The following is a 26,358-nucleotide window of genomic DNA, read 5'->3' as shown; positions in this document are numbered from 1 at the left end:
CCGGAGCATCCGATCGCCCTCGTCTGCGCAACCGCTTGCCGGCCCGTTCGCCCGGAGTAGGGTGGGCGCCATGCTCGAGGAGGAATACCAGCAGCGCCGCGTGCTGCCACCCCACCTGCGCGCGCCCGCGCCCGCCGAACGGCCGTTCGAGTTCGCGATCCGCGACGCCGTCGCCGCCGACCTGCCGAGCGTGCGCGAGATCTACAACTACTACGTCGCCAACTCCACCGTCACCTTCGACGAAGACACGATGAGCCTGCGCGAGTGGAAGCAGAAGTTCGCGTACCTGCACAAACTCGGCATGCCGTTCCTCGTCGCCGAGTCGCCCACGGGCCAGCTGCTCGGGTACGCGCTCGTCTCGCCATGGCGGCAGAAGCGCGCCTACCGGTTCACCGTCGAGAACTCGATCTATCTCGGCCCGGCGGCCTCGGGCAAGGGGCTCGGGAAGGCGCTGCTCGCCGAGCTCATCGCCCGGTCGAAGGCCGCCGGGCTGAAGGAGATGATCGCCGTCATCGCCGACCAGGGCGCAGAGGGGTCGATCGCGCTGCACGAGAAGTTCGGGTTCACCGAGATCGGGCGCATGGGCAAGGTCGGCTTCAAGTTCGACCGGTGGCTCGGCACCGTGCTCATGCAGCGGTCGCTGAAGTGAGCGATGCGTCGCGGGCCGCGGCGACGAACCCGCACGAGTTGACCGCGCTCGACCTGCACACCGCGCTGCAGCGGGACAGGCTCTCACCGACCGAGGTCGCCGAGTGGTTCCTCGAACGCATCGAGCGACTGGGCGCCGAGGTCGGCGCGTTCGCCGAGGTCACGCCCGACCGCGCCCTCGAGCGCGCCGCGTTCGTCGAACGCGAGGTGCCGAAGGCCGCGCCGCTCTGGGGCATGCCGCTCGCCGACAAGGACCTGCACCCGCGTGCGGGCGTGCCGACCCGGTTCGGCTCGCGCGCGTTCGCCGATCACGTGCCCGACGAGTCCGACGAGCTCGTGCTCGATGTCGACCGCGCCGGCGCGGTGAGCCTCGGCAAGACGGCCACGCCCGAGTTCGGCCTGCCGTCGTACACCGAGCCGATCGGCGCACCGGCCGCGCGCTCGCCGTGGGACGCGCGGCTCGGTGCGGGCGGTTCGAGCGGGGGAGCTGCCGCCGCTGTCGCGGCGGGCCTGCTGCCGTTCGCGATCGGCTCCGACGGCGGCGGGTCGGTGCGCATCCCGGCGGCCTCCTGCGGGCTGGTGGGCGTGAAGCCGTCGCGCGGCCGGGTGCCGTCGGGCTCGGGTCTCGCAGGGCTCGCGGGTCTCGGGGTCGTGGGCCCGCTCGCCCGCACCGTAGCCGACGCCGCGCTGCTGCTCGACGGAATCATCGCGCCTTCCGGCTACCCCGCCGAGCACGCGTTCGCGGTGCGGGCGCCCGGCAGCGACGGGCCCTACCTCGGCGAGGCGCTGCGCGGCGAAGGGCGGTTCCAGGTCGGCGTCGTGACCGACTCGCCGTGGGACGACGCATACGACATCGAGATCGCTCCCGAGGCGCGCGACGCACTGGCCCACGCGGTCGCCGTGCTCGACCGGCTGGGCCACGGCGTCGAGGAGCTTCCGGCGTCGCCCGAACCGGGCTACCCGCCGGCGTTCCGCGCGATCTGGCAGGCGTCGGCGGCGACCATCCCCGTCGAGGGGGAACAGCTCGACCGGCTCGAGCCCCTCACGGCCTGGCTCGTCGATCGGGGTCGGGCGCTCGGCGCCCGCGATCTCGCCGATGCGCTCGCGTGGCTCGCGGAGTTCGAGCGTCGGGTCATCCGCCGCTTCGCGCCCTACGACGCGGTGCTCACGCCCGCGCTCGCACTCACGCCGCGGCCCGTCGGCTGGTACGACGCCGATGACGGCGAGCGGAACTTCGCGCAGCAGGTGCGGTTCACGCCGTTCACCTCGTTCGTGAACGTGGCCGGGCTGCCGGCGATCTCGTTGCCCGTCCAGGCGACCGCCGCGGGGTTCCCGATGTCGGTGCAGCTCATCGGGCGGCCGGGCGGCGAGGCGACGCTGTTCGCGCTCGCGGCGCAGCTCGAGCGCTCGGCGCGCCTGGTCGGAAGGCGTCCGCCGGTGTGGTGACGCCCGTCGGCGATATGCGAGACTTAGGTAATGCTCACCTCACTCGCCATCGGCACCGAGGTTCGTCCCGCCTATCGGTCGTTCCGCGTCGCGGTGCGCCGCGTCGAACGGATCGCGCCCAGTTTCGTGCGCGTCACGTTCACGGGCGACGACCTCGGCCTGTTCGGCACCGCCGGTCTCGACCAGCGGGTGAAGGTGGTGCTGCCGCTGCCCGACGACCTGGTCGCGACCGGCGACGGCTTCGCCTCGTTCCCGACCGACGACGACTGGTACACGCGCTGGCGCGAACTGCCCGAGGCGCGGCGCAACACCTTCCGCACCTACACGGTGCGCGCGGTGCGCCCCGCTGACCGCGAGGTCGACATCGACTTCGTGCTGCACGGCGAAACCGGCCCGGCGTCGCGCTGGGTCGCACGGGCGCACGCCGGCGACGAAGCGGTGCTCATCGGTCCCGACGAGCGTTCGACCGGCCGCGAACTCGGCATCGACTGGCGCCCCGGCGAGGTCGACACCGTGCTGCTGGCGGGCGACGAGACCGCCGCACCCGCGATCTGCTCGATCCTCGGCGCCCTGCCGCGCACCGCGACCGGCTGCGCCTTCATCGAGGTGCCGACCGCGGGCGACGTGCTCGACGTCGACGCACCCGCGGGCGTGTCGGTGCGCTGGCTGCCCCGCGGCGAGCGCGCGACGCACGGCGACCGGCTCGTTCCCGCGGTGCGCGACGGCGTCGCCCGGCTGATGATCGCGCCCGGCGAGACCGTTGACCTCGATGCCGAAGACGGCGCAGACGACCCCGACGCCGACCTGCTGTGGGACGTGCCCGAGGGGCGCAGCCTCGACGGCGGCGTCTACGCCTGGGTCGCGGGCGAGGCATCCGTCGTGAAGTCGATCCGCCGGTACCTGGTGTCCGAGGCGGGCCTCGACCGTCGGCGGGTCGCGTTCATGGGCTACTGGCGACTCGGTCGCGCCGAGCTCGACTGACCACCGGATGTCCCGCACCCTCGATCCCGTGACCGCGCCGGGCGCCGCCGGCGCGCCGGGGCTCAACCGCACCCGACGGCGCACCCCGCGGCGCACCCCGCGCCGTGCCCGTCGCCTGCTCGCGATGGCGCTCTCGCTCGTCGTGCTCGCAGCGACCGTCTGGGCGAGTCTCGCGTTCGGGGTGCGTGCGATCGATCCGGGCGCGGTCTGGCAGGCGCTGGTCGCCCCGGTCGACGGCGATCGCGCACACCAGATCGTGCTCGAACTGCGGGTGCCTCGCACCGTCATCGGCCTGCTCGCCGGCGTCGCATTCGCCCTGGCCGGCGCGCTCATCCAGGGCGTTACCCGCAACCCCATCGCCGATCCCGGCCTGCTCGGCATCAACTCGGGTGCGGCGCTCGCCGTCGTGCTCGCGATCCAGCTGTTGGGGCTCACCGAGCCGGCGGCCTACGTCTGGTTCGCCTTCGCGGGCGCGGCCGCGGCAGCCGCCGCGGTTTTCGCGATCGGCGCCGCCCGACCCGATCGGCTCGCGCTCGTCGGTGCGGCGATGACGGCCCTCATCACGCCGCTGACGACGCTGGTGCTGCTGGGAGACATCGAGACCTTCGACCAGTATCGGTTCTGGGTGGTCGGGTCGCTCACCGGGCGCGACCTGTCGACGGCCGCGGTGCTGTGGCCGTTCGTGGCGGTCGGCGCGGTGCTCGCGATCGCGCTGGCGCACCGCATCAACGGACTCGCCCTCGGCGACGACGTCGCGCGCGGACTCGGGCAGCGGGTCGGCACCACGCGCGCGCTCGCGGCGGTCGCGATCGTGCTCCTGGCGGGCACGGGCGCCGCGCTCGCCGGCCCGATCGCGCTGGTCGGGCTCGTGGTGCCGCACGCCGCCCGGCGGCTCGTCGGCTCGGATGCGCGGTGGGTGATCGCGTGCTCGATCGTGCTCGGGCCGGCCATGCTGCTCATCGCCGACGTCATCGGCCGGCTCGTCGGCGCGCCGGGCGAACTCGAGGCCGGTGTCGTGGCCGCCGTGATCGGTGCGCCCGTGCTCATCGCGGTCGCGCGCAGCCGCAGCGTGGTGGGAGTGTGATGACCGCGCCGGCAGCAACCCTCGCGACCATCGTCGCCGTGCGCCACGCGCGCCGGCGTCGGCTCGCGTGGGTGCTGGCCGGATGTCTCGCGGTCGTGCTCGCGGTCGGTGCGATCGCCCTCGTGCTGGGCGCCGCCGATATCTCGGCCGGCCGGGTGTTCCTGGCGCTCGTGGGTCTCGGCGACGACGGCGATCGCTTCGTCGTGATGCGCCTGCGCGTGCCGCGTATCCTCGCGGCGATCGTGTGCGGCGTCGCCTTCGCGCTCGCCGGCGCCGTGTTCCAGGCGGTGCTGCGCAACCCGCTCGCGAGCCCCGACATCCTCGGCATCTCGGGCGGCGCGAGCCTCGGCGCCGTCTGGGCGCTGCTCATCCTCGGGCTCGGCGGCGTCGCCGTGTCGGGCATCGCGTTCCTCGCGGCGCTCGCGGTCGCAGTCGCGATCTGGGCGCTCGCGTGGCGGCAGGGTCTGCACGGCATCCGGTTCGTACTCGTGGGCGTGGGCTTCGCGTACCTCACCGGGTCGATCACCGCGTGGCTGCTCACCCGCGCCGAGGTGCGCCAGGCGCAGTCCGCGCTCGCGTGGACGGTCGGCAGCGTCGCCGACGTGCGCGGCGACGAGCTTGCCTGGCTCGCGGTCGCGGTCGCGGTCGGATGCCTCGTGGTGGCGTCGCTCGCACGCCGGGTCGGTGTGCTCGCCCTCGGCGACGACCATGCGCGCGGCCTCGGGGTGGCCGCCGACCGCACCCGCATGGCGCTGCTGCTCGTCGCGGTCGCGCTCGTCGCGCTCGCCACGGCCGCCGCCGGCCCGATCGCGTTCGTCGCCCTGGTCGCCCCCGCGATCGCCCGTGCGCTCACGGGCGGCGGTGCCGCACTGGCGACGTCCGCCGCGACGGGGGCCGCGCTCACTCTCACGGCCGATGTGCTCGGGCAGTACGCGGTGCCCGGCCTCGTGGCACCGGTCGGCATCGTCACGGGCGTGATCGGCGCCCCCTACCTGCTGTGGCTGCTGGCCACCACCGAGAGGAGGCGACGCGCATGAGTGCGACCGCCGAGCCAACAGCGAGCCGCCCCGTCGGCGACCGCACCCTGCGCGCGCACGCGGTCTCGATCGGCTACGACGGGCGACGCGTGATCGAGGGACTCGACCTCGAGATCCCCGACGGGCAGGTCACCGTCATCGTCGGGCCGAACGCGTGCGGCAAGTCGACCCTGCTGCGCGGCATCGCCGGGCTGCACCCGCTCGAGGCGGGCCGGGTCACCGTCGGCGGCGTCGACGCGCGGTCGATGGGCCGGCGCCGCTTCGCACGTCTCGTCGGCGTGCTGCCGCAGACCTCGATCGCGCCCGACGGGGTGCGGGTCGCCGAGCTCGTCGCCCGAGGCCGGTTCCCGCACCAGGGCTGGTTCGGTCGGCACTCGAGCGATGACGATGCCGTCGTCGCCGAGGCGCTGGCCGCGACGGGGGTCGCCGACCTCGCCGACCGTCGGCTGGAGGAGCTCTCGGGCGGCCAGCGCCAGCGGGTCTGGATCGCGATGGTGCTCGCTCAGCAGACCGACATCGTGCTGCTCGACGAGCCCACGACCTACCTGGATCTCACGCATCAGATCGAACTGCTCGACCTGCTGCGCACGCTCAACCGCGAGCGCGGCACCACGGTCGTGATGGTGCTGCACGAGTTGAACCTCGCGGCCCGCTACGCCGACCGCATGATCGTGATGCACGGCGGCCGCGTGGTGGCCGAGGGCGCGCCGTCCGACGTCGTGACCGATCGCACCGTGGCCGACGCGTTCGGACTCGAGGCGCGCGTGGTCGTCGACCCGGTGGTCGGGTCGCCGCTCGTCGTGCCGGTCGGGCCGATCGTCGCGGCGCGCGAGGCAGCCCGGTTAGGTTAGGCTCCCCTTATCCCTTCTTCCACGATCTAGGAGTATCCGTGCGTCTTCGCCGATCCCTGACCGCCATCGCCGGCCTCGCGGCCGTCGCGACCCTGCTCACCGCGTGTGCCGCAACCGACACCGATGACGACGCCGCAGCCGAGTCGGGCGGCTTCACCACCACCGAGGCCACCGACGAGTTCCCGATCACGATCGAGCACGCGTTCGGCGAGACCGAGATCACCGAGGCGCCCGAGCGGGTCGCCACGTGGGGCTGGGGCTCGACCGAGGCCGCCATCTCGGTCGGCGTGTACCCGGTCGCGGTCGCCGAGCAGAGCTGGACGGTCGGCGAGGGCAACCTGTTGCCGTGGGTCGAAGAGGCGTACGACGAGGCCGGCATCCCGAAGCCCGCCGTGCTCACCGACGCCGATGGCGGCGCCACCCTGCCGTACGAAGAGTTCGTGGCGGCCGATCCCGACCTCATCGTCGCGCCGTACTCGGGCCTGACCGAAGAGCAGTACGAGCTGCTGAGCGACATCGCCCCGGTGGTGGCGTTCCCCGAGGCACCCTGGACGACGACCTGGCAGGACACCATCTCGATCACCGCGAATGCGCTCGGCCGTACGGCCGCCGGCGACGAGGTGCTCGACGGCATCGAGCAGGGCATCGCCGACGACGCGGCCGCACACTCCGAGTTCGCGGGCGCGACGTTCGTCAGCATCTGGGACGGCGACGGCGTCGCCTCGATCTACACCGAGGCCGACGCCCGTGTGTCGGTGCTCACCGGTCTCGGTCTCGAGGTCGCGCCCTCGGTGGCCGCGCTCGACTCGAGCGACGGCGGCTTCTACTACGACCTCAGCTACGAGCAGCTCGACCAGCTCGACGCCGACGTCGTCATCCTCTTCGCGGCCAGCGAGGACGCCGCGGCCGCGTCGCTCGCCAAGCCCGAGCTGCAGGCGATCCCCGCGGTCGCCGCTGGCAAGGTCGTGCAGGTCGTCGACCCGGTCACGGTGTCGTCGGTCTCGCCGCCGACCGCGCTGAGCTTCGGCTGGCAGGCGGGGTGGCCCACGCTCGTCGAAGACATCGCCGCGGTGCTCGCCGGCTGATCAGCCGTACCCTTCGACAGAACTAGCGTCGTCGCGGGCGGGCGGGATGCCTCGGGCTCCCGTCCGCCCGCACGTACCCGCCGGCCTCGAGGCCGGCCTCGATCTCGAACCGGTTGCGCAGCGGGTCGCGGCCGGCCATGAGGTAGAGCAGCGGGAACAGCATGCCGTAGCGCTGCCACTGGCGCTTATGCACCGCCTCGTGGCCGAGCACGCGCTCACCCGCGTTCCGGTCGGTCAGGTAGCACGCGCCCACGCATGAGCCGCCCCGGCCGAAGGTCCACTTCGGCATCCCGGTGAAGACGATGAGCCCCTGGCGCACCTCGATGCGTCCCGTACTCCACACGAAGCCCCACACAAGCCCGACGAGGGTCGCCCACCAGAACCCGATCCGGCTGAACCACGAGTCGAGGGGCTGCAGGCGGACGACGCGGCTCATGCGGCGGCCCCGCTGTCGCCCGCCGGTATCACCCGGTCGGCCGTCGGCCGCCCGAGTGCTTCGAGCAGCCGCAACCAGATCTCGCTCACGGTCGGGAACGCGGGCACCGCGTGCCACAGGCGCCCGATCGGCACCTCGCCGACGATCGCGATCGTCGCCGCGTGCAGCAGTTCGGCGAGGTCGGGTCCGACGAAGGTCGCGCCGATGACGGTCTCGCGGTCGAGGTCGACGACCAACCGCGCCCGCCCTTCGGCGCCGTCTCCGTGGATGCCGGCGCCCGACGCCGAGCCGAGCGGCACGTCGATGACGCGGACGCGGCGCCCGGCGTGTTCGGCGGCCTCGGCGGTGAGGCCGACCGACGCGCACTCGGGCTCGGCGAACACGACCTGGGGCACCGCCTCGTGGTCGGCGGTGGCGACGTGCACGCCCCAGGGCGCATCGTCGACGCGTGCGCCGATCGCGCGCGCCGCGATGACGTCTCCGGCGGCCCGGCCCTGGTACTTGCCCTGGTGGGTGAGCAGGGCGCGGTGGTTCACGTCGCCGACGGCGTACAGCCACCCGGCCTCGCCCGCCGGTGCACCCGCGACGAGCAGCGTGTCGTCGACGTCGAGCCAGTCGCCCGGCTCGAGCCCCACCGTCTCGAGGCCGAGATCGGCCGTACGCGGGCGCCGGCCCGTCGCGACGAGCACCTCGTCGGCCACGACCGGGTCGCCGCCCTCGACCTCGATCACGACCTGGTCGCGGTCGTCGCGTGAGACCGAGGCGAGTCGCGCCGCCATGTGCACGGATGCTCCGAGCTCGCGCAACCCGTCCGCGACCGCCTCGCCGGCGAACGGTTCCATGCCACCCAGCAGCCCGCTTCGGGCCAGCACGGTGACCTCAGAGCCGAATCCGGCGTATGCCGTGGCCATCTCGACAGCGACGACCCCGCCGCCGATGATGGCGAGCCGGCCCGGCGCCTCTGGTGAGCTCGTCGCCTCACGGCTCGTCCATGGTCGGGCGTCGGCGAGCCCGGGCAGGTCGGGGATCGCGGCGTCGGTGCCGGTCGCGATCACGACCGCGTGCCGGGCGGCGAGCTCGACCGTCGTGCCGTCGGCGCGCTCGACGTCGACCCTGCGCAGTCCGGCGAGCCGCGCGTGGCCGCGCTCGAGCCCGATACCGGCGCCGCGCAACCACTCCTCGCCGCCCGCGTCGCTCCAGTCGGACACCCACTCATTGCGCCGACGGAACACCGCGGCGACATCCAGGCGGCCCGTCACCGCCTCGGCGGCGCCCGGCACCCGCTGTGCCGCACGCAGCGCAGCCGCACTGCGCAGCAGGGTCTTCGACGGCACGCACGCCCAGTACGAGCACTCGCCGCCGACGAGTTCGCGCTCGACGATGACCACGTCGAGCCCACCGGCCTTCGCCCGGTCGGCGACGTTCTCGCCGACCGGCCCGGCGCCGATCACCACGACATCGACCTCGCGCATCATCACTCGTTCCTTCCCGACGGTCGCCCGCGCTGCCGCCGTCGCCAGCCTAGGCAGCGGCAGCCCGCGGAGGACAGGCCTTGCGGGGACGACCAGTACCCTGGTCTTGCGTCCCGGGCCGTCTTCAGCCCGCCGCCTGCGGCGCCGACGAGAGCGCCCCGACGATGCGCAGGATCGCGGGAAGGTCGTCGCCCGCCGCCGCCGGCGACCCCGGGGCGAATCCGGCGATCGCGGCACCGGCGAGCGGGAACCGCGCGACCACCGCGCGAAGCAACGCCACGAGCTCGGGCGTGTCGATGCCGAACGGCAGCGGATACGAGAGCCCGGCGAGCGCCGATGGATCGAGCACGTCGAGGTCGACGTGCACGAACACCCGGCTCGCTCCGACCGCTTCGAGTGCGGCGATCACCGTGTCGGGGTCTCCGAGTTCACTCACCGTCAGCGCGGCGATGCCGTGCTCGTCGATGAACCGTCGCTCTTCGTCGTCGATCGACCGGGCACCGCCGAGCACGATCCGCCCGGGCTCGATCCGTTCGTCGGCGTCCAGCGCGAGGCCCGGCGCTCCCTCACCCGAGATCGCGCGCAGCACCATGCCGCCGAAGTTGCCCGACGGCGAGGTCTCGGGCGTGTGCAGGTCGGGGTGCGCGTCGAGCCACAGCACGGCCAGCGGGCCCGCGCCCGACCGGCTGGCATGTGCGACCGCGGCGACCGTCGCGGCGCAGTCGCCGCCGATCGTGATCGCGAGCTCGTCGACGCCGGCCAGCGCGGCCTCGGTTCGCTCGCGCACCCGGCGCAGCGAACTGTACCGCCGCACGCCCGTGTCGAGCGCCTCGCCCGCCTCGACCGGCACGTCGACGATGATGGTCGCGGAGGCGGGCAGGTCGCCCTGGATGGCGGCTGCCCCGTCGGCGTGGCTCATCGCGCGCGCTGAGCCGGCGCCCTGCCAGACCGGGACGACGACGAACCTCGCCGGCATCCTGGGTTCAGCCGCCGATCGCGGACTGGCCCGCGCCGCCGGCCTTCAGCGCGGCGAGCCGCGCGTCGACCTCGGTGAGCTCGCCGAGATCCTCGAGCTCGTTGAACTGCGCGTCGAGGCTCGACGCGGCGAGCTCGGCCTGCCCGCGCGCCTTGGCCTCCTCGCGGCGGATCTTGTCCTCGAAGCGGCTGATCTCGCTGGTCGGGTCGAGGATGTCGACCGACTTCACCGCATCGTGCACCTGCTGCTGCGCCTGCGCGGTCTTCGCGCGGGCGATGAGCTCGCTGCGCTTGCTCTTCAGCTGCTCGAGCTTCTCCTTCATGCCGTTGAGACCGGCCTTCAGCTTGTCGACGACCTCGGTCTGCGAGGCGATCTGCGGCTCGGCCGTCTTCGCCTCGTTCTCGGCGCTGATCTGGCGGCCGAGCGCGACCTTGGCGAGGTTGTCGAACTTGTCGGCGTCGGCGGTGTTGCCGGCGCTGCGCAGCTCGTCGGCCTTGCGGCTGGCCGCGATCGCCTTCTGACCCCACTCGGTCGCTGCGGCGACGTCCTCGCGGTGGTCGTCCTCGAGGAGTCGCAGGTTGCCGATCGTCTCGGCGATCGCGGCCTCGGCGTCGGCGATCGAGTTGGTGTAGTCGCGCACCATCTGGTCGAGCATCTTCTGGGGGTCTTCGGCCTCATCGATGAGCGCGTTGACGTTCGCCCGCACGAGTTGCGAGATACGTCCGAAGATGGACTGCTTCGTCATGGTGGTTCCCTTTCTTCGCTGGTCGTTCTGGTGGAGTCGTGGAGTCGTGGAGTCGGGCGGTCGGCTCGCGATCAGAACCTGCCGCCGCCGGTGCGTCGCCCGCGTGTGCCGCTGCCGCCGAAGCTGCCGGTCGAGCGACGCCCGCCGCCGCTGCCGCCGAACCCGCCGCCGAAGCCGCCGCCCGAGCTGCGCCGCGAACCGCCGCCGCCGCCGAGCCCGCCGAAGCCGCCTCCGCCCCCGCCCCCGCCTCCGCCGCCGAGCATCGAGTTGATGATGATGCCGCCGAGCACCGCGCCGAGCATGTCGCCGCCGCCCCTGCCCTGGTTCACGGTGCCGCCGCCGAATCCGCCGCCGAATCCGCCCCCGAATCCGCCTTCGAATCCGCCGACATCCTGCTGGGCGAGCCGCGACGCCTCGGCGGCGAGCCGTTCGGCCTGTCGCGCCGACTCGAGGGCCGCGGCCGGATCGGCCGTGCGCTGCTGCTCGGCGAGCGCCGTGAGGCGGGCGGCCTCGGCGAGTCGGGTGCGCGCCTCGGGGCCGACGGCGCCGCGTCGAGCGGTCAGGTACGACTCGGCGGCGTCGACCTGGCTGCGGGCTCCGAGCAGCGCGCGGTCGAGTTCGGCGGCCGCACGCGCGGCGCGCTCGACCGCGTCGCGGGTCGCGCCGATGGCCTGGTCGATAGCGTCGTTCGCCTGCTTCAGTCGGGTGCCGAGCGCGATCGGGTCGCGGCCCGCCTGGCCGAGGGCGGCGCGCAGCGCGGATGCCTCGGCCAGCGTCGCGTCGGCGATCGCGCCGAGGTTCGCCGCGTCGAGGGACCGGGCGGTGCGCACGTCGGCGTCGAGGTCGGCGACCCCGGCGGCGAGAGCCTGATCGGCCTGCGCGAGGTCGGCGCCGAGCCGATCGACCGCCTCGCCCAGCAGCTTCGCCTGGTCGACGGCCTCTTCGGCGCCGCGGATCGCGACCGCCGCCCGACCGGTGTCGCCCGCGTCGAGCGCGGTCTTCGCGGTGTCGACGGCCTCCTGGGCGAACGCGACGCGCGAGGCGGCCTGCGCCGGGTTGTCGGCGACAGTGACCAATGCGGATGCCGCGTACACGCCGCCGAGGGCGGCGAGGCGTTCGCCGATCGCCGGCACCGCCGCCCGCTGCTGCTCGGCGAGCGCCCGCACCCGTTCGAGTTCGGCGGGGGCGCGTTGCTCGAGCCCGCGCAGTTCGTCGAATCGCTCGGCCTGCTCGTCCAGTGAGGCATCGGCCTCACCCGCGAGCGCGATGATGCGCCCGTACCATTCCCGTCGCTGCTCGTCGGTGTCGGGCTCGGCGTCGTCGAGCTTCTGCTGCAGGGTGAACGCCTCGGCGACCTTCGCCTTCGCGTCCTCGAGGGCGGCTCGGAACGGCTCGGTGGCCTCGTCGCCGTACGAGGCCACGGCGAAGCCGAGCTCGTCCTCGCTGGTGCGCACCGCGTCGTCGATTCCGACGAGCGCGGTTCCGGCCTGACGGCGCAGTTCCTCGAGCGACACCGGGGGAGGGCCGGCGGGTGCGCCGCCGCCAGCCGATCCGCCGCGTTTGCGCCGACGCGCGAGCACGATGATGATGACCACCACGATCGCCGCCGCCGCGAGCAGGAACCAGACGAGTCCCCAGGGGAACCCACCGCCGGTGTCGCCGCCGAGCCCGTTCGCTGCGACGATCGCGGCGTCCGCCCAGTTCCCGGCGCGGAGCTGCGTCTCGACGTCGGCGCGGATGCGGGCGAGCTCGTCGTCGCCGATCGACGCCCGGTCGTCGACCGAGAGCGAGTACATGCGACCGTCGACGGCGACCGCGAGCAGATAGTCTTCGGCGCCCATGCCGTTCGCGATCGCGGTGTCGTCGGCCCACGGGTCGGGGGAGTCGGGGTTGGTGAACTCCGACACGTACGCGACGAACAGCTGTCGACCGCTGCGGTCGGCCGCGTCGTCGATGGCCTGCTCGACCTCGTCGGCACGGTCGTCGAGCGCGCCGACGGTGTCGACGATCGGCGAGGATCCGAACTCGACGGGGTCCTCCGCCGCGGCAGGCGTTGCAGCCCAGAGCACCGTGCCGATCACGAGAGCCGCCACGACCGGAATCCGGTGTCGAACCGTCAGCACCAGCGTGTTCCCCCGTTTCAGCCCGGATGCTGCCGAGTCTATGGCGACTGGGCGACGTCGTCCACGCCGGACACCGCTCGTCAGTTGCCCGCCCAGGCGACCGGCACAGCCGCCGACACGATCCGGAGCGGGTTCACCCGACCCTCGACCAGGACGTCGACGACGGCCACGGCGTCGTACGCACCAGGGGCGAGCGGCGCGTCTCCCGCACCGCAATCGAACGCCTGCAGCGGCAGCGAGATCACGGCGGGCGAGCCGGGTGCGAGCGCGACCTCCTGATCGCCCGCGCCCGGGGCGAGCCACACGACGGTTCCGTCGGCGGCGATGACCGCCGAGGGCGCGCCCGCGATCGTCACGGTGCGCGCGGACCCCTTCGTGATCGACAACTCGGCCGTGACCTCCCCGATGCCCTCGCCGTCCAGCACCGCCGACGTCACGACGAGCTCGAGCCCGTCGGCGCTCGCCGCCCGGGGCGTCGGTCGTCCGCAGGCCGTCGCCTGCTCGAGCGTGCCGAGCGCCACGTCCTCCTGCGGCACCTCGTCCTGCGGGGCGTCGGCGTCGAGTCCGCCTTCGCCGCCGGCCTCGGTCGAGGCATCCTCGCCATTCGAGTCCGACGAGGTGGCCGACTCCGCCGAGGTCGCCGGCAGCGGAGCATCCGCCGTCGACGCGCCCATGGTCAGCGGACGCAACCCGACCACGAGCCCGGCCACCGCGACGACCGCGACGGCGGCCGTCGCGCCGCCGACCACGACCCGGCGTCGCCGGCGCCGGTCGGCGCGACTGCGCTCGAGCACGGCATCCACGTCGACGGGGCGCGGTTCGGCCGCCTCGGCCGCCCGGTGCAGGTGCTCGGCGATGCGATCGCCGTCAGGATCGGACACGTGTGCCTCCTGTGGTGGGGCCGCCTTCGGGGGCGGCGTCGAACTCGGCGGAGAGCGAGCGCAGGGCGTCGCTGAGGTAGCGCTTCACGGCGCCCGAGCTGATGCCGAGCGTGCGGGCGACGCCGCCGATCGGCAGGTCGTCGTAGTACCGCAGCACGACGCAGGCCGCCTGTCGCGGCGACAGGGCCCGCACGCGCGCGGCGACGTCGATCCGGTCGTCGACTTCCCGGTCGGGCGCGACGGCGAGATCGGGTTGGGCGACGAGGTGACGGATGTCCCGCCACCGGCCGTCGCGTCGAGACCTGTCGATCACCAGGTTCAGGATCGCCCGTCGCACGTAGGCCTCGGCGCGCGGCAGCGTGAGCGCCATCCGCGGCCGCCCGAATGTGCGGACGAGCGCCTCCTGCACCAGGTCGGCCGCGTCGTCCGTGCTGCCGGTGAGCAGGTAGGCGTACCGGTTCAGCGCATCGCCGCGTTCGGCGACGAGCGTCGTCGCGATCGCATCCCAGGTGCCGCTCACGTTCCTCCTCCGCGACGGCGCGCATACGCCGTCATCTCTTCAGACGATCCAGGCACCGATTCGGTTGTGGGCCGCGGCGGTGCGACGGAAAACGGCTGAATCCGCGATGAAGCGGATCCAGCCGTTCGTGACGCCCTACGGCGTCGAAGCGTGCCCCCGGAGGGATTCGAACCCCCGACCTACGGTACCGGAAACCGGCGCTCTATCCCCTGAGCTACGGAGGCGCACAGCTAGAGACACTATCACTTCCGACTCGGTGCTCCGTGCGCCTCAGGAGGCCGGCAGATTGCCCAGCACCGACCCGACGAGGCCCGCCGCATCGCCGGGTTCGAACAGCGCGACCGACTCGACGACGACCCAGTACCGGCCCGAGAACACCTGGGCCGAGCCGGCCTGACCCGCCCGCCCGAAGTAGCCCTCGACCGCGGGCGGTGTGCCGTAGGTGGGCACCGCCTGCAGGCGGCTCGCGGCGCTGCTCGCGGCCGCCGCGAGCGCGGCGTCGGCCGGGGTCGCCACGGCGATCTCGATGACCTCGCCGCTGGTCTGGTTGAGCCAGCCGCACGCGGTGCCGCCGGCGTCGACGACCGCGAGGACGTTCGCCGAGGCGGGCTCGTACTCGGGCGCCGCGCCGACGTTCGGGTTGAACGCGTAGACCTGCTCGGGGGTCAGCAGCGCGTCGCACGCGATCGCGAACGGCGGCGAGGGCTCCTCGGGCGCGAAGGTCTCGCCGGGCGTCGGCTCGCCGGTCGATGGGGCCGACTCGGTCGGATGCTCCGTGGCCGGCGTCGTGCCGCCGGTTGGCAACGGCGATCCGGGCGCGCAGGCCGCGAGCAGCGCCGCTGCTCCGGCGACGGCCGCGGCGACCAGGAGCGGGCGAAGGGGGCGGCGGAGGGAGCGGAGCATGCAGGCACCCTATCAACGGGCCCCCGGCCCGCCCGGTAGGATCGGGGAGTGACTCCAGCCGATCTCTCGCGTGCCCTGTTCGACCTCGTGACCGCCTCGGCGGAGCGGCGTCGTGCGTCCGGGGCATCCGTCTCGCTCGAGCTCACCGTCGACCAGGTCGCCCTCGAACGCCCGAAGCTGCGCGAGCACGGCGACTGGGCCTCCAGCATCGCGCTGCGCATCGCGAAGCAGCTCGGCACGAACCCGCGCGAACTCGCGACCGAGCTGGCCGAAGGGCTCGCCGATGTCGACGGCGTGCAGAGCGCCGAGGTCGCCGGGCCCGGCTTCATCAACATCCGCCTCGACGCGGCTGCGGCGGGTGCGCTCGCGAAGTCCATCGTCGACGCCGGCGACGCCTACGGTCGCGGCGAGACCCAGGCGGGGCGCCGCATCAACCTCGAGTTCGTCTCGGCCAACCCGACCGGCCCGCTGCACATCGGCCACACCCGCTGGGCGGCGCTCGGCGACGCGATCGGGCGGGTGCTGCGTGCGGCCGGCGCCGAGGTCGCCCACGAGTACTACATCAACGACGCAGGCTCGCAGATGGACACCTTCGGCGAATCGGTGCTCGCGGCCGCGAAGGGCGAGCCGACCCCCGAGAACGGCTACCCGGGTCAGTACATCGCCGACCTCGCCGCGATGGTGCTCGAGCGTGAGCCGCACCTGCTCGAGCTCGACGACGACGTGGCGCTGCATACCGCGCGCGAGATCGCGTACGAGCTGCAGCTCGGCGAGATCCAGCAGAGTCTGGCCCGGTTCAACGTGCACTTCGACGTGTGGACGAGCGAGCGCCGCCTGCACGCGAAGGACGACGAGGGCGTGTCGGCGATCGATGCGGCCGTCGAGCGGCTCCGCGCCCAGGGCCACGTGTACGACAAAGACGATGCGGTCTGGGTGCAGACCACCGACTTCGGCGACGACAAGGACCGGGTGATCCGCCGCGGCAACGGCGTCTACACCTACTTCGCCGCCGACGCCGCCTACTATCTCGACAAGGGCGACCGCGGCTTCGAGCACAAGATCTACCTGCTCGGCGCCGACCACCACGGCTACGTGCATCGGCTGAAGGCGCTCGCGGGCGCGGCCGGCGACGACCCCGAGCGCGACATCGAGGTGCTCATCGGGCAGCTCGTGAGCGTCAACGGCGCGAAGCTGTCCAAGCGCGCGGGCAACATCATCGAGCTCGACGACCTGCAGGCCGATCTCGGCACCGACGCGCTGCGGTACACGCTCGCGCGCTACCCGGCCGACTCGCCGCTGGCGATCGACCCCGAGCTGCTGAAGCGCCGCACGAACGACAACCCCGTCTTCTACGTGCAGTACGCGCACGCGCGCACCGCCGCGGTGGCCCGCAACGCGCTCGCCGCCGGCGTCGACCGTTCGACGTTCGCGCCCGAGCTGCTGCAGCACGAGACCGAGTCGGCCCTGCTCGGCGCGCTGCAGGAGTTCCCGCGCATCGTCGCCCAGGCCGCCGAGCTGCGCGAGCCGCACCGCGTCGCCCGGTACATCGAGGAGCTCGCGGGCCTCTACCACCGCTGGTACGACAACTGCCGCGTGCTGCCCCTCGGCGACGAGCCGGTGGGCGACCTGCAGCGCACGCGACTCTGGCTCAACGACGCCACCGGCCAGGTCATCCGCAATGGTCTCGACCTGCTGGGCGTCTCCGCTCCCGAACGGATGTGAGGCACGCGTGGCCGCGACGCACGAGACGAACGCCGACGCCGCAGACACGGCGGTCATCCCGGATGCCTCGGGCGAGCCGCGTCCGAAGCGCCTGAGCCGGGGTGCGAAGGGCTGGATCATCGCCGGCGTGGTGGTCGTCGTGGTCGCCGCGCTGCTCGTGGTGGCCGACCTGGTCACGCGGTCGGTGGCCGAGGCGCAGGTCGCCGACACCGTCGAGCGTCGGCTGCCCGCGAGCGTGCAGGGCGACGTCGAGGCGCAGATCGGCGGGGTCTCGGTGCTGTGGCAGCTCGTCACGGGTACCGCCACCGAGATCACGTTGACCTCCGACGACCTCACCGTCGCCGGCACGCCCGTCGGTGCCGAGGTCGTCGCCCGCGGCGTGCCGATCCGCGGCGAGGGCACGATCGACTCGGTCGACGCGACCTTCGCGCTCGACGAGGACGCGCTGAACGCGCTGGTGCGGGCGCAGCACGTGCCGGGTGGGTTCTCGCTCGGCGACGGAACGGTCGGCTACCGGGGCACGCTCGAGGTCTTCGGGGTCGAGGTGTCGTACCAGGCCACCGCCCGGGCCGAGGCCGCGGGCGACCGCGTGCTGCTCACGCCCGTCGGGGTCGAGCTCGGGGCGGGCGGCGTGTCGATCGACGCCGGCGACCTCGTGTCCCGACTGCTCGGCGGCGACCCGGTGGTGGTCTGCGTCGCCGACCGGTTGCCCGAGGGCGTCAAGGTCACGAACGTCGACGTGACGCCCGAACGCGTGCGCGTCGAGGTCGCCGCGGCCGACCTGCCGATGCAGCGCGAGGCGCTCTCGCGCACGGGCGTCTGCGGGTGACGTCATGAATTCCCGCCGGCGCATGCCTCGCCGATAGAATCGGCCCGTCCGCATCGGCGGTCTCGCACAGGCTTCAGGAACCGACCCGGGTTCGCTCGCCGACTCGTGCCCCCTCGACTCGTCCCGTGAGGTTCCCGTGGCATCCAACGACACCCGTCCGTCCATCTCGGTCGCGCCTGACGACCCCGATGCGCTCGCCGTCGGCGTTTGGCCGGCCGGCAGCCATCGCGACGCCGACGGCCGGCTCGTGATCGGCGGCGTCGACGCGACGCGGCTGGCCGAGCAGTTCGGCACCCCGCTCTACGTCGTCGACGAGTCCGTGGTGCGCGAGCGCGCCGCGCGCATCCGCGCGGCGTTCGAGCGCGCCGCAGCCGAGGTCGGCACCGGAGTCGCGGTCTACTACGCCGGCAAGGCGTTCCTGTCGGGCGCGATGGTGCGGTGGATGCGTGGCGAGGGTCTGTCGGTCGACGTCTGCAGCGGTGGCGAGCTCGCGGTGGCACTGGCGGCCGGCGCCGAGCCAGGGGCCCTCGGGTTCCACGGCAACAACAAGTCGGTCGCCGAGATCGAGCGCGCGGTCGAGGTCGGCGTCGGCACGATCGTCATCGACAGCGAGATCGAGATCGAGCGGGTCGCGGATGCCGCGGTGCGCGCCGGGCGCATCCAGCGCGTGCGGCTCCGCGTGAACAGCGGCGTGCATGCGTCGACGCACGACTTCCTCGCCACGTCGCATGAAGACCAGAAGTTCGGGTTGCCGCTCGATCGCGCGGTGGAGCTCGGCGAACGGATCCGCTCGCACGCCTCGCTCGAGTTCGTCGGGCTCCACTGCCACATCGGGTCGCAGATCTTCGATGCATCCGGGTTCGCCGAATCGGCCGAGCGCCTGCTGGCCGCGCACGCCGAACTCAGCCGCACGGCGCCGGTGCCCGAGCTCAACCTCGGCGGCGGCTTCGGCATCGCGTACACCGAGGCCGACGACCCCGACCCGATCGAGCAGATCGCCGACCGCATCGTCGGCCGTGTCGCCGAGACCTGCGCGCGGCTCGGCGTGCCGGTGCCGAAGCTCGCGTTCGAGCCCGGCCGATGGATCGTCGGTCCGGCGGGCGTCACGCTCTACACGGTGGGCACCGTCAAGCCCGTGCCGATCGAGGGCGGCGAGCGCCGGTACGTCAGCGTCGACGGCGGTATGAGCGACAACGCGCGCACTGCGCTCTACGGCGCGGCCTACACGGCCCGCGTCGCGTCTCGCAGGTCGGATGCCCCGAGCGCGCTGTCGCGCGTGGTCGGCAAGCACTGCGAATCGGGCGACATCGTCGTCGACCGCGTGCTCCTACCCGCCGACACCGCCCCCGGCGACCTGCTGGCGGTCGCCGCGACCGGCGCGTACTGCTGGTCGCTCGCGAGCAACTACAACCACGTGCCGCGCCCCGCCGTCGTCGCAGTGCGCGACGCGCGGGCGCGCGTGATCGTCCGCGGCGAGACCATCGACGACCTGCTGGCGCGCGACGCCGGCCTCGAGGCATCCGCCGACGCCGACCGCACCGAAGGAGCCCCCGCATGATCGAGTACCGTGCCATCCGCGTCGCCCTGCTGGGTGCGGGCTCGGTGGGCTCGCAGGTCGCCCGGCTGCTGCTCGAGCACGGCGACGAGTTGGCCAAGCGCATCGGTGCGCCGATCGAATTGGTCGGCATCGCGGTCCGCGACCTCGACGCCAAGCGCGACGCCGACCTGCCCCGCGAGCTGTTCACCACCGACGCGCATTCGCTGATCGTCGGCGCCGACATCGTCATCGAGCTGATGGGCGGCATCGAACCGGCCCGCGAGTACGTGCTGCAGGCGATCAACTCGGGTGCCGACGTCGTCACGGGCAACAAGGCGCTGCTCGCATCGCACGGCGCCGAGCTGTTCGCCGCGGCCGAGCAGGTCGGCGCGCAGCTGTCGTACGAGGCTGCGGTGGCCGGCGCCATCCCGATCATCCGCCCGCTGCGCGAGAGCCTCGCGGGCGATCGCGTCGAGCGGATCCTCGGCATCGTGAACGGCACCACGAACTTCATCCTCGATCGCATGGACTCCACCGGTGCGTCGCTCGAGGACGCCCTCGCCACCGCCACCGAGCTCGGCTACGCCGAAGCCGACCCCACCGCCGACATCGGCGGCTACGACGCCGCGCAGAAGGCCGCGATCCTCGCGAGCCTCGCGTTCCACACCACAGTGTCGGCCGACGCGGTGCACCGCGAGGGCATCACGGGCGTCACCGCCGAGCAGGTCGAGTCGGCCAGGCGCGCCGGCTACGTCGTGAAGCTGCTCGCGATCTGCGAGCGGCTCGCCGACCCCGAGACCGGCGCCGAGGGCGTCTCGGCGCGGGTGTACCCGGCGCTCGTGCCGCGCTCCCACCCGCTCGCCGCGGTGCGGGGCGCGAACAACGCGGTCTTCGTCGAGGCTGCGGCGGCCGGCCCGCTCATGTTCTACGGTGCGGGGGCCGGCGGCGTGCAGACTGCTTCGGCCGTGCTCGGCGACCTCGTCGCGATCGCCCGGCGCCACGTCATCGGCGGCCCCGGCACCAGCGAGTCGACCCACGCCGACCTGCCGCTGCTGCCCATCGGGCGCATCACCACCCGCTACTCGGTGACCCTCGAGGTCACCGACGAGCCCGGCGTGCTCGAGACCGTCGCCCACGTGTTCGCCGATCATGGCGTGTCGGTCGAGCAGCTCCAGCAGACCGTCGAGGCCTCGACGGGTCGGGCTACGCTGGTGATCGGAACGCATGAGGCGGCCGAAGCCGCCCTCGCGAGCACCGTCGCATCCCTCGCCGAGAGCCCAGTCGTGGCATCCGTGGCATCCGTCCTCCGAATCGAAGGAGCAGAGTGAACCACCCCGCAATCAAGACCGGCTCGCGCCAGTGGCGCGGCGTCATCCGCGAGTACGCCGACCGGCTCGACGTGACCGACGCCACGCCGATCGTCACCCTCGGCGAGGGCGGCACGCCGCTCATCCCGGCGCCCGCGCTCAACCGCCGCACCGGCGCCGACGTGTGGGTGAAGTTCGAGGGCATGAACCCGACCGGCTCCTTCAAAGACCGCGGCATGACGATGGCGGTCACCAAGGCCGTCGAGCACGGTGCGAAGGTCGTCATCTGCGCCTCGACCGGCAACACGTCGGCGTCGGCCGCAGCCTACGCGACGCACGCGGGCATCGGCGCGGCCGTGCTCGTGCCCGAGGGCAAGATCGCGATGGGCAAGCTCAGCCAGGCGATCGCGCACAACGCGCAGCTCATCCAGGTGCAGGGCAACTTCGACGACTGCCTCGACCTGGCGCGCGACCTCGCGGCGAACTATCCCGTGCACCTGGTGAACTCGGTGAACAACGATCGCATCGAAGGGCAGAAGACGGCCGCGTTCGAGGTCGTCGAGGTGCTCGGGGACGCGCCCGACCTGCACTTCATCCCGGTCGGCAACGCCGGCAACTACACGGCGTACACGCGCGGCTACCGCGAAGACCTCGCGGCCGGCAACTCGACCCGGCTGCCCCGCATGTTCGGGTTCCAGGCCGCGGGCTCCGCGCCCATCGTGCGCGGCGAACCCGTGAAAGACCCCGACACCATCGCGAGCGCCATCCGCATCGGCAACCCGGCGTCGTGGCAGCTCGCGCTCGAGGCGCGCGACGAGACCGACGGCTACTTCGGCGCGATCGACGATCAGAAGATCCTCGAGGCCCAGCGCATCCTGTCGGCCGAGGTGGGCGTGTTCGTCGAGCCGGCGTCGGCGATCTCGGTCGCGGGCCTGCTCGAGCGTGCCGAGGCCGGTGCGGTGCCCGCTGGTGCGCGCGTCGTGCTCACGGTCACCGGACACGGCCTGAAGGATCCGCAGTGGGCCCTGCGCGGCGCCGACGGCGCCGATGTGCAGCCCACCGTGGTTCCGGTCGACGCAACCGAGGTGGCAGCGGTGCTCGGGCTCACGTCATGACCGCGCAGGTCGCCGACCCCGCGATGAGCGCGGGGCCGGTGCCCGACCTGGTCGGCCGTCGAGTTCAGGTGAAAGTTCCCGCGACGAGCGCCAACCTCGGCCCCGGATTCGACACGCTCGGGCTCGCGCTGGCGCTCTACGACGAGCTCGAGATCGAGGTGCTCGAGGGCGATGCGCTCGAGGTCGACGTGCGCGGCGTCGGCGAGGGCGAGGTGCCGCTGGATGCCTCGCACCTCGTCGTCCGTTCGATCGCGCACACCTTCGCACGCCGAGGGCTCGGGCTGCCCGGGCTGCGGTTGGTCGCGCGCAACGCGATCCCGCACGGGCGGGGCCTCGGGTCGTCGGGTGCGGCGATCGTCGCCGGAGTGATGGCCGCGAAAGGGCTGCTCGAGGGCGTCGAGGCGTTCGACGCCGACGACCTGCTCGAGCTCGCGACCGAGCTCGAGGGGCATCCCGACAACGTCGCACCGGCCCTGTTCGGCGGCCTCACGATCGCCTGGGTGACGCCCGAGGGTCCGCGGCACAAGAAGCTCATCGTGCACCGTGGCGTCTCGCCGCTCGTGCTGGTGCCCGAGCACGAGATGTCGACCGCGCTCGCCAGGTCGCTGCAGCCCGAGTCGGTGCCGCACTCCGACGCGGTGTTCAACGTGTCGCGCTCGGCGCTGCTCGTCGCCGCACTGGTGCAGTCGCCCGAGCTGCTGCTCGCGGCAACCGAAGACAAGCTGCACCAGGCGTATCGCGCGGCGGCGATGCCCGAGACCGATCGCCTGATCCGCGCGCTGCGCGCCGCGGGCCACCCCGCGGTGGTGTCGGGCGCCGGCCCGTCGATCCTCGTGCTCGCCAGCGATCCGAGCGAACGGGCCGAAGCGGTGCGGCTCGTCGAGTCCGCGGCCGAGACGGTGTGGCAGTCGCTGCCCCTCGCGGTCGACTTCAAGGGTGCGACGGTCGCGCAACTCGACGGATGACACGAGCTGCGTGAGTACGCGCGCTCGTGATATCCGTGCGATGCGGGCGACACGGCTGATGCGTGACATGCGTGTCATGCGGGCATTCGGCGTCTGACGCGGTGATAGACTTGCCGCGCACCCGGTAGACGACGCATCGAACGCGTCACTGCCCATTGTGCGATTCCCAGCAGTTCAATGCTCTCGCCCTGCGCGGGCCCGCGCGCTCGTCGCGCGTTCATTCCCAGCGCCGGGCGACCAGCTCTCCTGGCCGGTACCCCCGATGTTCGCCAGGGGAAAGGACCACATCCCAGTGACCAACGCACCCGAATACGTCGAGGGAGCGCTCGACTCTGCGCGCCTCGGCGCCATGAAGGTCGCCGAGCTCCAGGAGCTCGCCGCCACCCTCGGCATCTCCGGCGCCGCGAAGCGCCGAAAAGGAGAGCTCGTCGAGCTGATCTCCGCGCACCAGGCCGCCGCCGCCCAGAGCGGTGACGCCGAGCTCGACATCGCCGAGGCATCCGAGCCGGTCGAGGCTCCGGCCCCGGCCGAGGCGTCCGCTCCGGTCGAGGCTCCCGCTCCGGTCGAGGCATCCGCTCCGGTCGAGGCATCCGCCCCGGCCGAGGCGTCCGCTCCGGTCGAGGCTCCGGCTCCGGTCGAGGCATCCGCTCCGGTCGAGGCGTCCGCTCTGGTCGAGGCATCCGAGGCATCCGCTCCGATCGAGCCGGTCGAAGCATCGGCTCCCGTCGCGGCCGCCGAGCCGGTCGCACCGGCCCGCCGGGGCCGTCAGCCGCGCCGCGCGACGAGCGCGTCGACCGCTGCGGCGCAGCACGTGAACGGCGCCGGAGCCGGCGTGCCGCTCGTGCCCGCCGCCGACGATTCGCGCGACGACGCCCGCGAGGCGGCTCGCGCCGCCGTGCGCGAAGAGCTCGCCGCGGCGACCGGTGAGGCGCCGCGTCGCGCCGACGCCGAGCAGACCGAGGCGCCGTCGACCGACGAGCCGCGTCAGGGTGGCCGCAATCGCCGCGGCCGCCGCGGCGGCAACGGCGACCGCGACGCGCAGAAGACGCCGGAGAACGCTCAGGAGTCCGGCCGTCGCCAGGGCGACGAGCGCAAGGCCGACGACCGCAAGGCCGACGAGCGCAAGGCCGACGAGCGCAAGAACGATGCCGACCGCGCCGAGTCCGACGCCGAGCGTCAGGGCGGCCGTCAGGGCCAGAATCAGGGTCAGGGCCGTGACGGCCAGCAGCCCCGCGACGGCCAGCAGGCCGAGGGTGAGGGCGGCCGTCGCAGTCGCTACCGCGACCGCAAGCGCCGCGGCCAGGGCGGCGCGCCCGACGAGGCCGAGCCCGAGATCCTCGACGACGACGTGCTGATCCCCATCGCGGGCATCCTCGACGTGCTCGACAACTACGCGTTCGTGCGCACGACCGGGTATCTGCCCGGTCCGAGCGACGTGTACGTCTCGCTCGGCCAGGTGAAGAAGTACCACCTGCGCAAGGGCGACGCGGTCGTCGGCTCGATCAAGCAGCCGCGCGACGGCGAGCAGCCCGGTCGGCAGAAGTACAACGCGCTGGTGAAGATCGACTCGATCAACGGTCAGACCCCCGACGAGGCTCAGACCCGCGTCGAGTTCCAGAAGCTCACGCCGCTCTACCCGCAAGACCGGCTGCGCCTCGAGACCGAGCCCACCAAGCTCACGCAGCGCATCATCGACCTGGTCGCCCCGATCGGCAAGGGTCAGCGCGGCCTCATCGTCGCGCCACCCAAGGCCGGCAAGACGATCGTGCTGCAGCAGATCGCGAACGCCATCTCGATCAACAACCCCGAGGTGCACCTCATGGTCGTGCTCGTCGACGAGCGCCCCGAAGAGGTCACCGACATGGAGCGCACCGTGAAGGGCGAGGTCATCGCCTCGACCTTCGACCGCCCCGCCGAAGACCACACCACGGTCGCCGAGCTGGCGATCGAGCGAGCGAAGCGACTCGTCGAGCTCGGTCACGACGTGGTCGTGCTGCTCGACTCGATCACGCGCCTCGGCCGCGCCTACAACCTGGCGGCGCCGGCCTCGGGCCGCGTGCTGTCGGGCGGTGTCGACGCGTCGGCGCTGTACCCGCCGAAGCGGTTCTTCGGCGCGGCGCGCAACATCGAGAACGGCGGTTCGCTCACCATCCTCGCCACCGCGCTCGTCGAGACGGGTTCGAAGATGGACGAGGTGATCTTCGAGGAGTTCAAGGGCACCGGCAACAGCGAGCTGCGCCTCAGCCGCCAGCTCGCCGACAAGCGGATCTTCCCGGCGGTCGACGTGAACGCGTCGAGCACGCGCCGTGAAGAGATGCTGCTCTCGCCCGACGAGGTCAAGATCACCTGGAAGCTGCGTCGGGCTCTCGCCGGCCTCGAACCGCAGCAGGCCCTCGAAGCCGTGCTCGGTCGCCTGCGCGAGACGCAGTCGAACACCGAGTTCCTGCTGCTCATGCAGAAGTCGGCACCCGTTGGCGGCAACGGCCACGGCGGCGGTCACGCGCACGAGTCCGACCACCGCTGAGTCGTGTTCGAGTCCGTTCGTTCCCTGATCGCGGAGCACGGCGAGCTCCAGGAGGAGCTCGCCGACCCCGCGCTCCACGCCGACGCCGCGCGCGCCAAGAAGGTCAACCGCCGCTACGCCGAGCTCAGCCGCATCGTGCACGCGCACGAGGTCTGGGTGCAGGCTGGCGACGACCTCGAGGCGGCGCGCGAGCTCGCGAAAGAGGACGACGCGTTCGCCGAGGAGATCCCCGCGCTGGAGGAGCAGCTCGCCGCCGCACAAGAGAAGCTGCGGCGGCTGCTCATTCCCCGCGACCCCGACGACGGCCGCGACGTGATCATGGAGATCAAGGGCGGTGAGGGCGGCGCCGAGAGCGCGCTGTTCGCGGCCGACCTGCTGCGCATGTACATCCAGTACGCGCAGTCGAAGGGTTGGAAGACCGAGTTGCTCGAGCGCGACGAGAGCGATCTCGGCGGCTACAAGAACGTGCAGGTCGCCATCAAGTCGAACGCGACCGACCCGTCGCAGGGTGTGTGGGCGCACCTGAAGTACGAGGGTGGAGTGCACCGCGTGCAGCGCGTCCCCGTCACTGAGACGCAGGGGCGCATCCACACGTCGACCACGGGCGTGCTCGTCTTCCCCGAGGTGGACGAGCCCGAAGAGGTCGAGATCAACCAGAACGACCTCAAGATCGACGTGTACCGCTCGAGCGGCCCCGGCGGCCAGTCGGTGAACACCACCGACTCGGCGGTGCGCATCACGCACGTGCCGACCGGCATCGTGGTGTCGATGCAGAACGAGAAGTCGCAGCTGCAGAACCGCGAGGCGGCGATGCGGGTGCTTCGCGCGCGCCTGCTGGCGCGTCAGCAGGAAGAGCTGGATGCCGCGGCATCCGACGCGCGGAAGTCGCAGATCCGCTCGATGGATCGCTCCGAGCGCATCCGCACGTACAACTTCCCCGAGAACCGCATCGCCGACCACCGCACCGGGTACAAGGCGTACAACCTCGACGCCGTGATGAACGGGGCACTCGATCCCATCATCGAGTCGGCCATCCGTGCCGACGAGGAGGCGCGCCTCGCCGCCGTCGGCGACGACGCGTAGGCGCGCGCCCGCGCTCTTCGCGCTGCCTCCGCACCGCGCGCACGGCGATGTGCACGCGTGACGACCTCCGAGGGCGGTTCGACGCGCT

23 protein-coding genes and 1 tRNA gene are annotated in these 26,358 nt (G+C 72.8%); 15 read left to right on the top strand and 9 right to left on the bottom strand.

The genetic code is table 11. The annotated features are described in order from the left end of the window. Positions 1 to 70 precede the first annotated feature (70 nt). Genes FLP10_RS02825 through FLP10_RS02795 form a run of 7 tightly spaced genes read left to right on the top strand, consistent with a single transcriptional unit; the run spans position 71 to position 7,132 of the window. Positions 71 to 649, top strand: a complete 579-nt coding sequence (locus FLP10_RS02825) for a GNAT family N-acetyltransferase (protein WP_149159487.1) — start codon at positions 71 to 73, stop codon at positions 647 to 649. Next, positions 646 to 2,094 (top strand): amidase, encoded by a 1,449-nt coding sequence (locus FLP10_RS02820; RefSeq protein ID WP_149159486.1) that lies wholly within the window; start codon positions 646 to 648, stop codon positions 2,092 to 2,094. Before FLP10_RS02825 ends, FLP10_RS02820 begins: the two co-directional genes overlap by 4 nt. 30 nt (positions 2,095 to 2,124) lie before the next feature. Further along, positions 2,125 to 3,075, top strand: a complete 951-nt coding sequence (locus FLP10_RS02815) for a siderophore-interacting protein (protein WP_149159485.1) — start codon at positions 2,125 to 2,127, stop codon at positions 3,073 to 3,075. Between the two features lie 7 nt (positions 3,076 to 3,082). Continuing rightward, positions 3,083 to 4,159 (top strand): FecCD family ABC transporter permease, encoded by a 1,077-nt coding sequence (locus FLP10_RS02810; protein WP_149159484.1) that lies wholly within the window; start codon positions 3,083 to 3,085, stop codon positions 4,157 to 4,159. Then, positions 4,159 to 5,196, top strand: coding sequence for a FecCD family ABC transporter permease (locus FLP10_RS02805; RefSeq protein WP_149159483.1), 1,038 nt, complete (start codon positions 4,159 to 4,161; stop codon positions 5,194 to 5,196). Before FLP10_RS02810 ends, FLP10_RS02805 begins: the two co-directional genes overlap by 1 nt. Then, positions 5,193 to 6,047: an ABC transporter ATP-binding protein gene (locus FLP10_RS02800; RefSeq protein ID WP_149159482.1), complete on the top strand. Its 855-nt coding sequence runs from the start codon at positions 5,193 to 5,195 to the stop codon at positions 6,045 to 6,047. The genes FLP10_RS02805 and FLP10_RS02800 overlap by 4 nt, the downstream gene beginning before the upstream one ends. A gap of 38 nt (positions 6,048 to 6,085) precedes the next feature. Next, positions 6,086 to 7,132: an ABC transporter substrate-binding protein gene (locus FLP10_RS02795; protein WP_149159481.1), complete on the top strand. Its 1,047-nt coding sequence runs from the start codon at positions 6,086 to 6,088 to the stop codon at positions 7,130 to 7,132. A 22-nt stretch (positions 7,133 to 7,154) separates the two neighbouring features. On the opposite strand, the gene FLP10_RS02790 is transcribed toward FLP10_RS02795, so the two are convergent. From FLP10_RS02790 to FLP10_RS02750, 9 genes are all read right to left on the bottom strand, one after another. Then, the gene (locus FLP10_RS02790) at positions 7,155 to 7,568 is read right to left on the bottom strand and encodes a Fe-S oxidoreductase (protein ID WP_149159480.1); all 414 of its coding nucleotides are present in this window, start codon (positions 7,566 to 7,568) and stop codon (positions 7,155 to 7,157) included. Beyond that, the gene (locus FLP10_RS02785) at positions 7,565 to 9,040 is read right to left on the bottom strand and encodes a dihydrolipoyl dehydrogenase family protein (RefSeq protein ID WP_149162050.1); all 1,476 of its coding nucleotides are present in this window, start codon (positions 9,038 to 9,040) and stop codon (positions 7,565 to 7,567) included. Before FLP10_RS02785 ends, FLP10_RS02790 begins: the two co-directional genes overlap by 4 nt. A gap of 124 nt (positions 9,041 to 9,164) precedes the next feature. Further along, on the bottom strand, positions 9,165 to 10,016 hold the full coding sequence (locus FLP10_RS02780) for an arginase family protein (protein ID WP_149159479.1): 852 nt from the start codon (positions 10,014 to 10,016) through the stop codon (positions 9,165 to 9,167). A gap of 7 nt (positions 10,017 to 10,023) precedes the next feature. Then, positions 10,024 to 10,761 (bottom strand): PspA/IM30 family protein, encoded by a 738-nt coding sequence (locus FLP10_RS02775; protein ID WP_149159478.1) that lies wholly within the window; start codon positions 10,759 to 10,761, stop codon positions 10,024 to 10,026. A gap of 71 nt (positions 10,762 to 10,832) precedes the next feature. After that, positions 10,833 to 12,854 carry a TPM domain-containing protein gene (locus tag FLP10_RS02770; RefSeq protein WP_149159477.1) on the bottom strand — a complete coding sequence of 674 codons (2,022 nt, stop codon included), beginning with the start codon at positions 12,852 to 12,854 and terminating at the stop codon, positions 10,833 to 10,835. 110 nt (positions 12,855 to 12,964) lie between these two features. Beyond that, complete coding sequence (locus FLP10_RS02765) at positions 12,965 to 13,765, bottom strand: hypothetical protein (protein ID WP_149159476.1); 801 nt, start codon at positions 13,763 to 13,765, stop codon at positions 12,965 to 12,967. Beyond that, positions 13,752 to 14,285 carry a sigma-70 family RNA polymerase sigma factor gene (locus FLP10_RS02760; RefSeq protein WP_149159475.1) on the bottom strand — a complete coding sequence of 178 codons (534 nt, stop codon included), beginning with the start codon at positions 14,283 to 14,285 and terminating at the stop codon, positions 13,752 to 13,754. Before FLP10_RS02760 ends, FLP10_RS02765 begins: the two co-directional genes overlap by 14 nt. A 151-nt stretch (positions 14,286 to 14,436) precedes the next feature. Further along, positions 14,437 to 14,509: transfer RNA gene (locus tag FLP10_RS02755), tRNA-Arg, on the bottom strand. Positions 14,510 to 14,555: 46 nt separating this feature from the next. Next, positions 14,556 to 15,188, bottom strand: coding sequence for an iron ABC transporter ATP-binding protein (locus FLP10_RS02750; RefSeq protein ID WP_149159474.1), 633 nt, complete (start codon positions 15,186 to 15,188; stop codon positions 14,556 to 14,558). Between the two features lie 48 nt (positions 15,189 to 15,236). Between FLP10_RS02750 and FLP10_RS02745 the strand changes: the two genes are divergently transcribed. The 8 genes from FLP10_RS02745 to prfA all read left to right on the top strand — a co-directional run bounded on the left by FLP10_RS02745 (position 15,237) and on the right by prfA (position 26,270). Further along, positions 15,237 to 16,910 carry an arginine--tRNA ligase gene (locus tag FLP10_RS02745; RefSeq protein WP_149159473.1) on the top strand — a complete coding sequence of 558 codons (1,674 nt, stop codon included), beginning with the start codon at positions 15,237 to 15,239 and terminating at the stop codon, positions 16,908 to 16,910. A gap of 7 nt (positions 16,911 to 16,917) precedes the next feature. Beyond that, positions 16,918 to 17,739 (top strand): LmeA family phospholipid-binding protein, encoded by an 822-nt coding sequence (locus FLP10_RS02740; RefSeq protein WP_168209080.1) that lies wholly within the window; start codon positions 16,918 to 16,920, stop codon positions 17,737 to 17,739. A gap of 136 nt (positions 17,740 to 17,875) precedes the next feature. Beyond that, positions 17,876 to 19,297, top strand: a complete 1,422-nt coding sequence (lysA, locus tag FLP10_RS02735) for a diaminopimelate decarboxylase (protein WP_149159471.1) — start codon at positions 17,876 to 17,878, stop codon at positions 19,295 to 19,297. Beyond that, positions 19,294 to 20,604 carry a homoserine dehydrogenase gene (locus FLP10_RS02730; RefSeq protein WP_149159470.1) on the top strand — a complete coding sequence of 437 codons (1,311 nt, stop codon included), beginning with the start codon at positions 19,294 to 19,296 and terminating at the stop codon, positions 20,602 to 20,604. The genes lysA and FLP10_RS02730 overlap by 4 nt, the downstream gene beginning before the upstream one ends. Then, positions 20,601 to 21,698, top strand: coding sequence for a threonine synthase (gene thrC, locus FLP10_RS02725; RefSeq protein WP_246150149.1), 1,098 nt, complete (start codon positions 20,601 to 20,603; stop codon positions 21,696 to 21,698). Before FLP10_RS02730 ends, thrC begins: the two co-directional genes overlap by 4 nt. Further along, positions 21,695 to 22,663: a homoserine kinase gene (thrB, locus tag FLP10_RS02720; RefSeq protein ID WP_246150147.1), complete on the top strand. Its 969-nt coding sequence runs from the start codon at positions 21,695 to 21,697 to the stop codon at positions 22,661 to 22,663. Before thrC ends, thrB begins: the two co-directional genes overlap by 4 nt. A 262-nt stretch (positions 22,664 to 22,925) precedes the next feature. Continuing rightward, a complete protein-coding gene (gene rho / locus FLP10_RS02715) occupies positions 22,926 to 25,187 on the top strand; it encodes a transcription termination factor Rho (RefSeq protein ID WP_149159469.1) in 2,262 nt (753 codons plus the stop codon). Positions 25,188 to 25,190: 3 nt separating this feature from the next. Further along, positions 25,191 to 26,270 (top strand): peptide chain release factor 1, encoded by a 1,080-nt coding sequence (prfA, locus tag FLP10_RS02710; protein ID WP_149159468.1) that lies wholly within the window; start codon positions 25,191 to 25,193, stop codon positions 26,268 to 26,270. Positions 26,271 to 26,358: the final 88 nt, after the last annotated feature.

It is taken from the genome of Agromyces intestinalis, assembly GCF_008365295.1.
Lineage (GTDB): Bacteria > Actinomycetota > Actinomycetes > Actinomycetales > Microbacteriaceae > Agromyces > Agromyces intestinalis.
The sequence above is the reverse complement of the archived record's forward strand: the minus strand, read 5'-3'. Positions and strand labels throughout refer to the sequence as shown.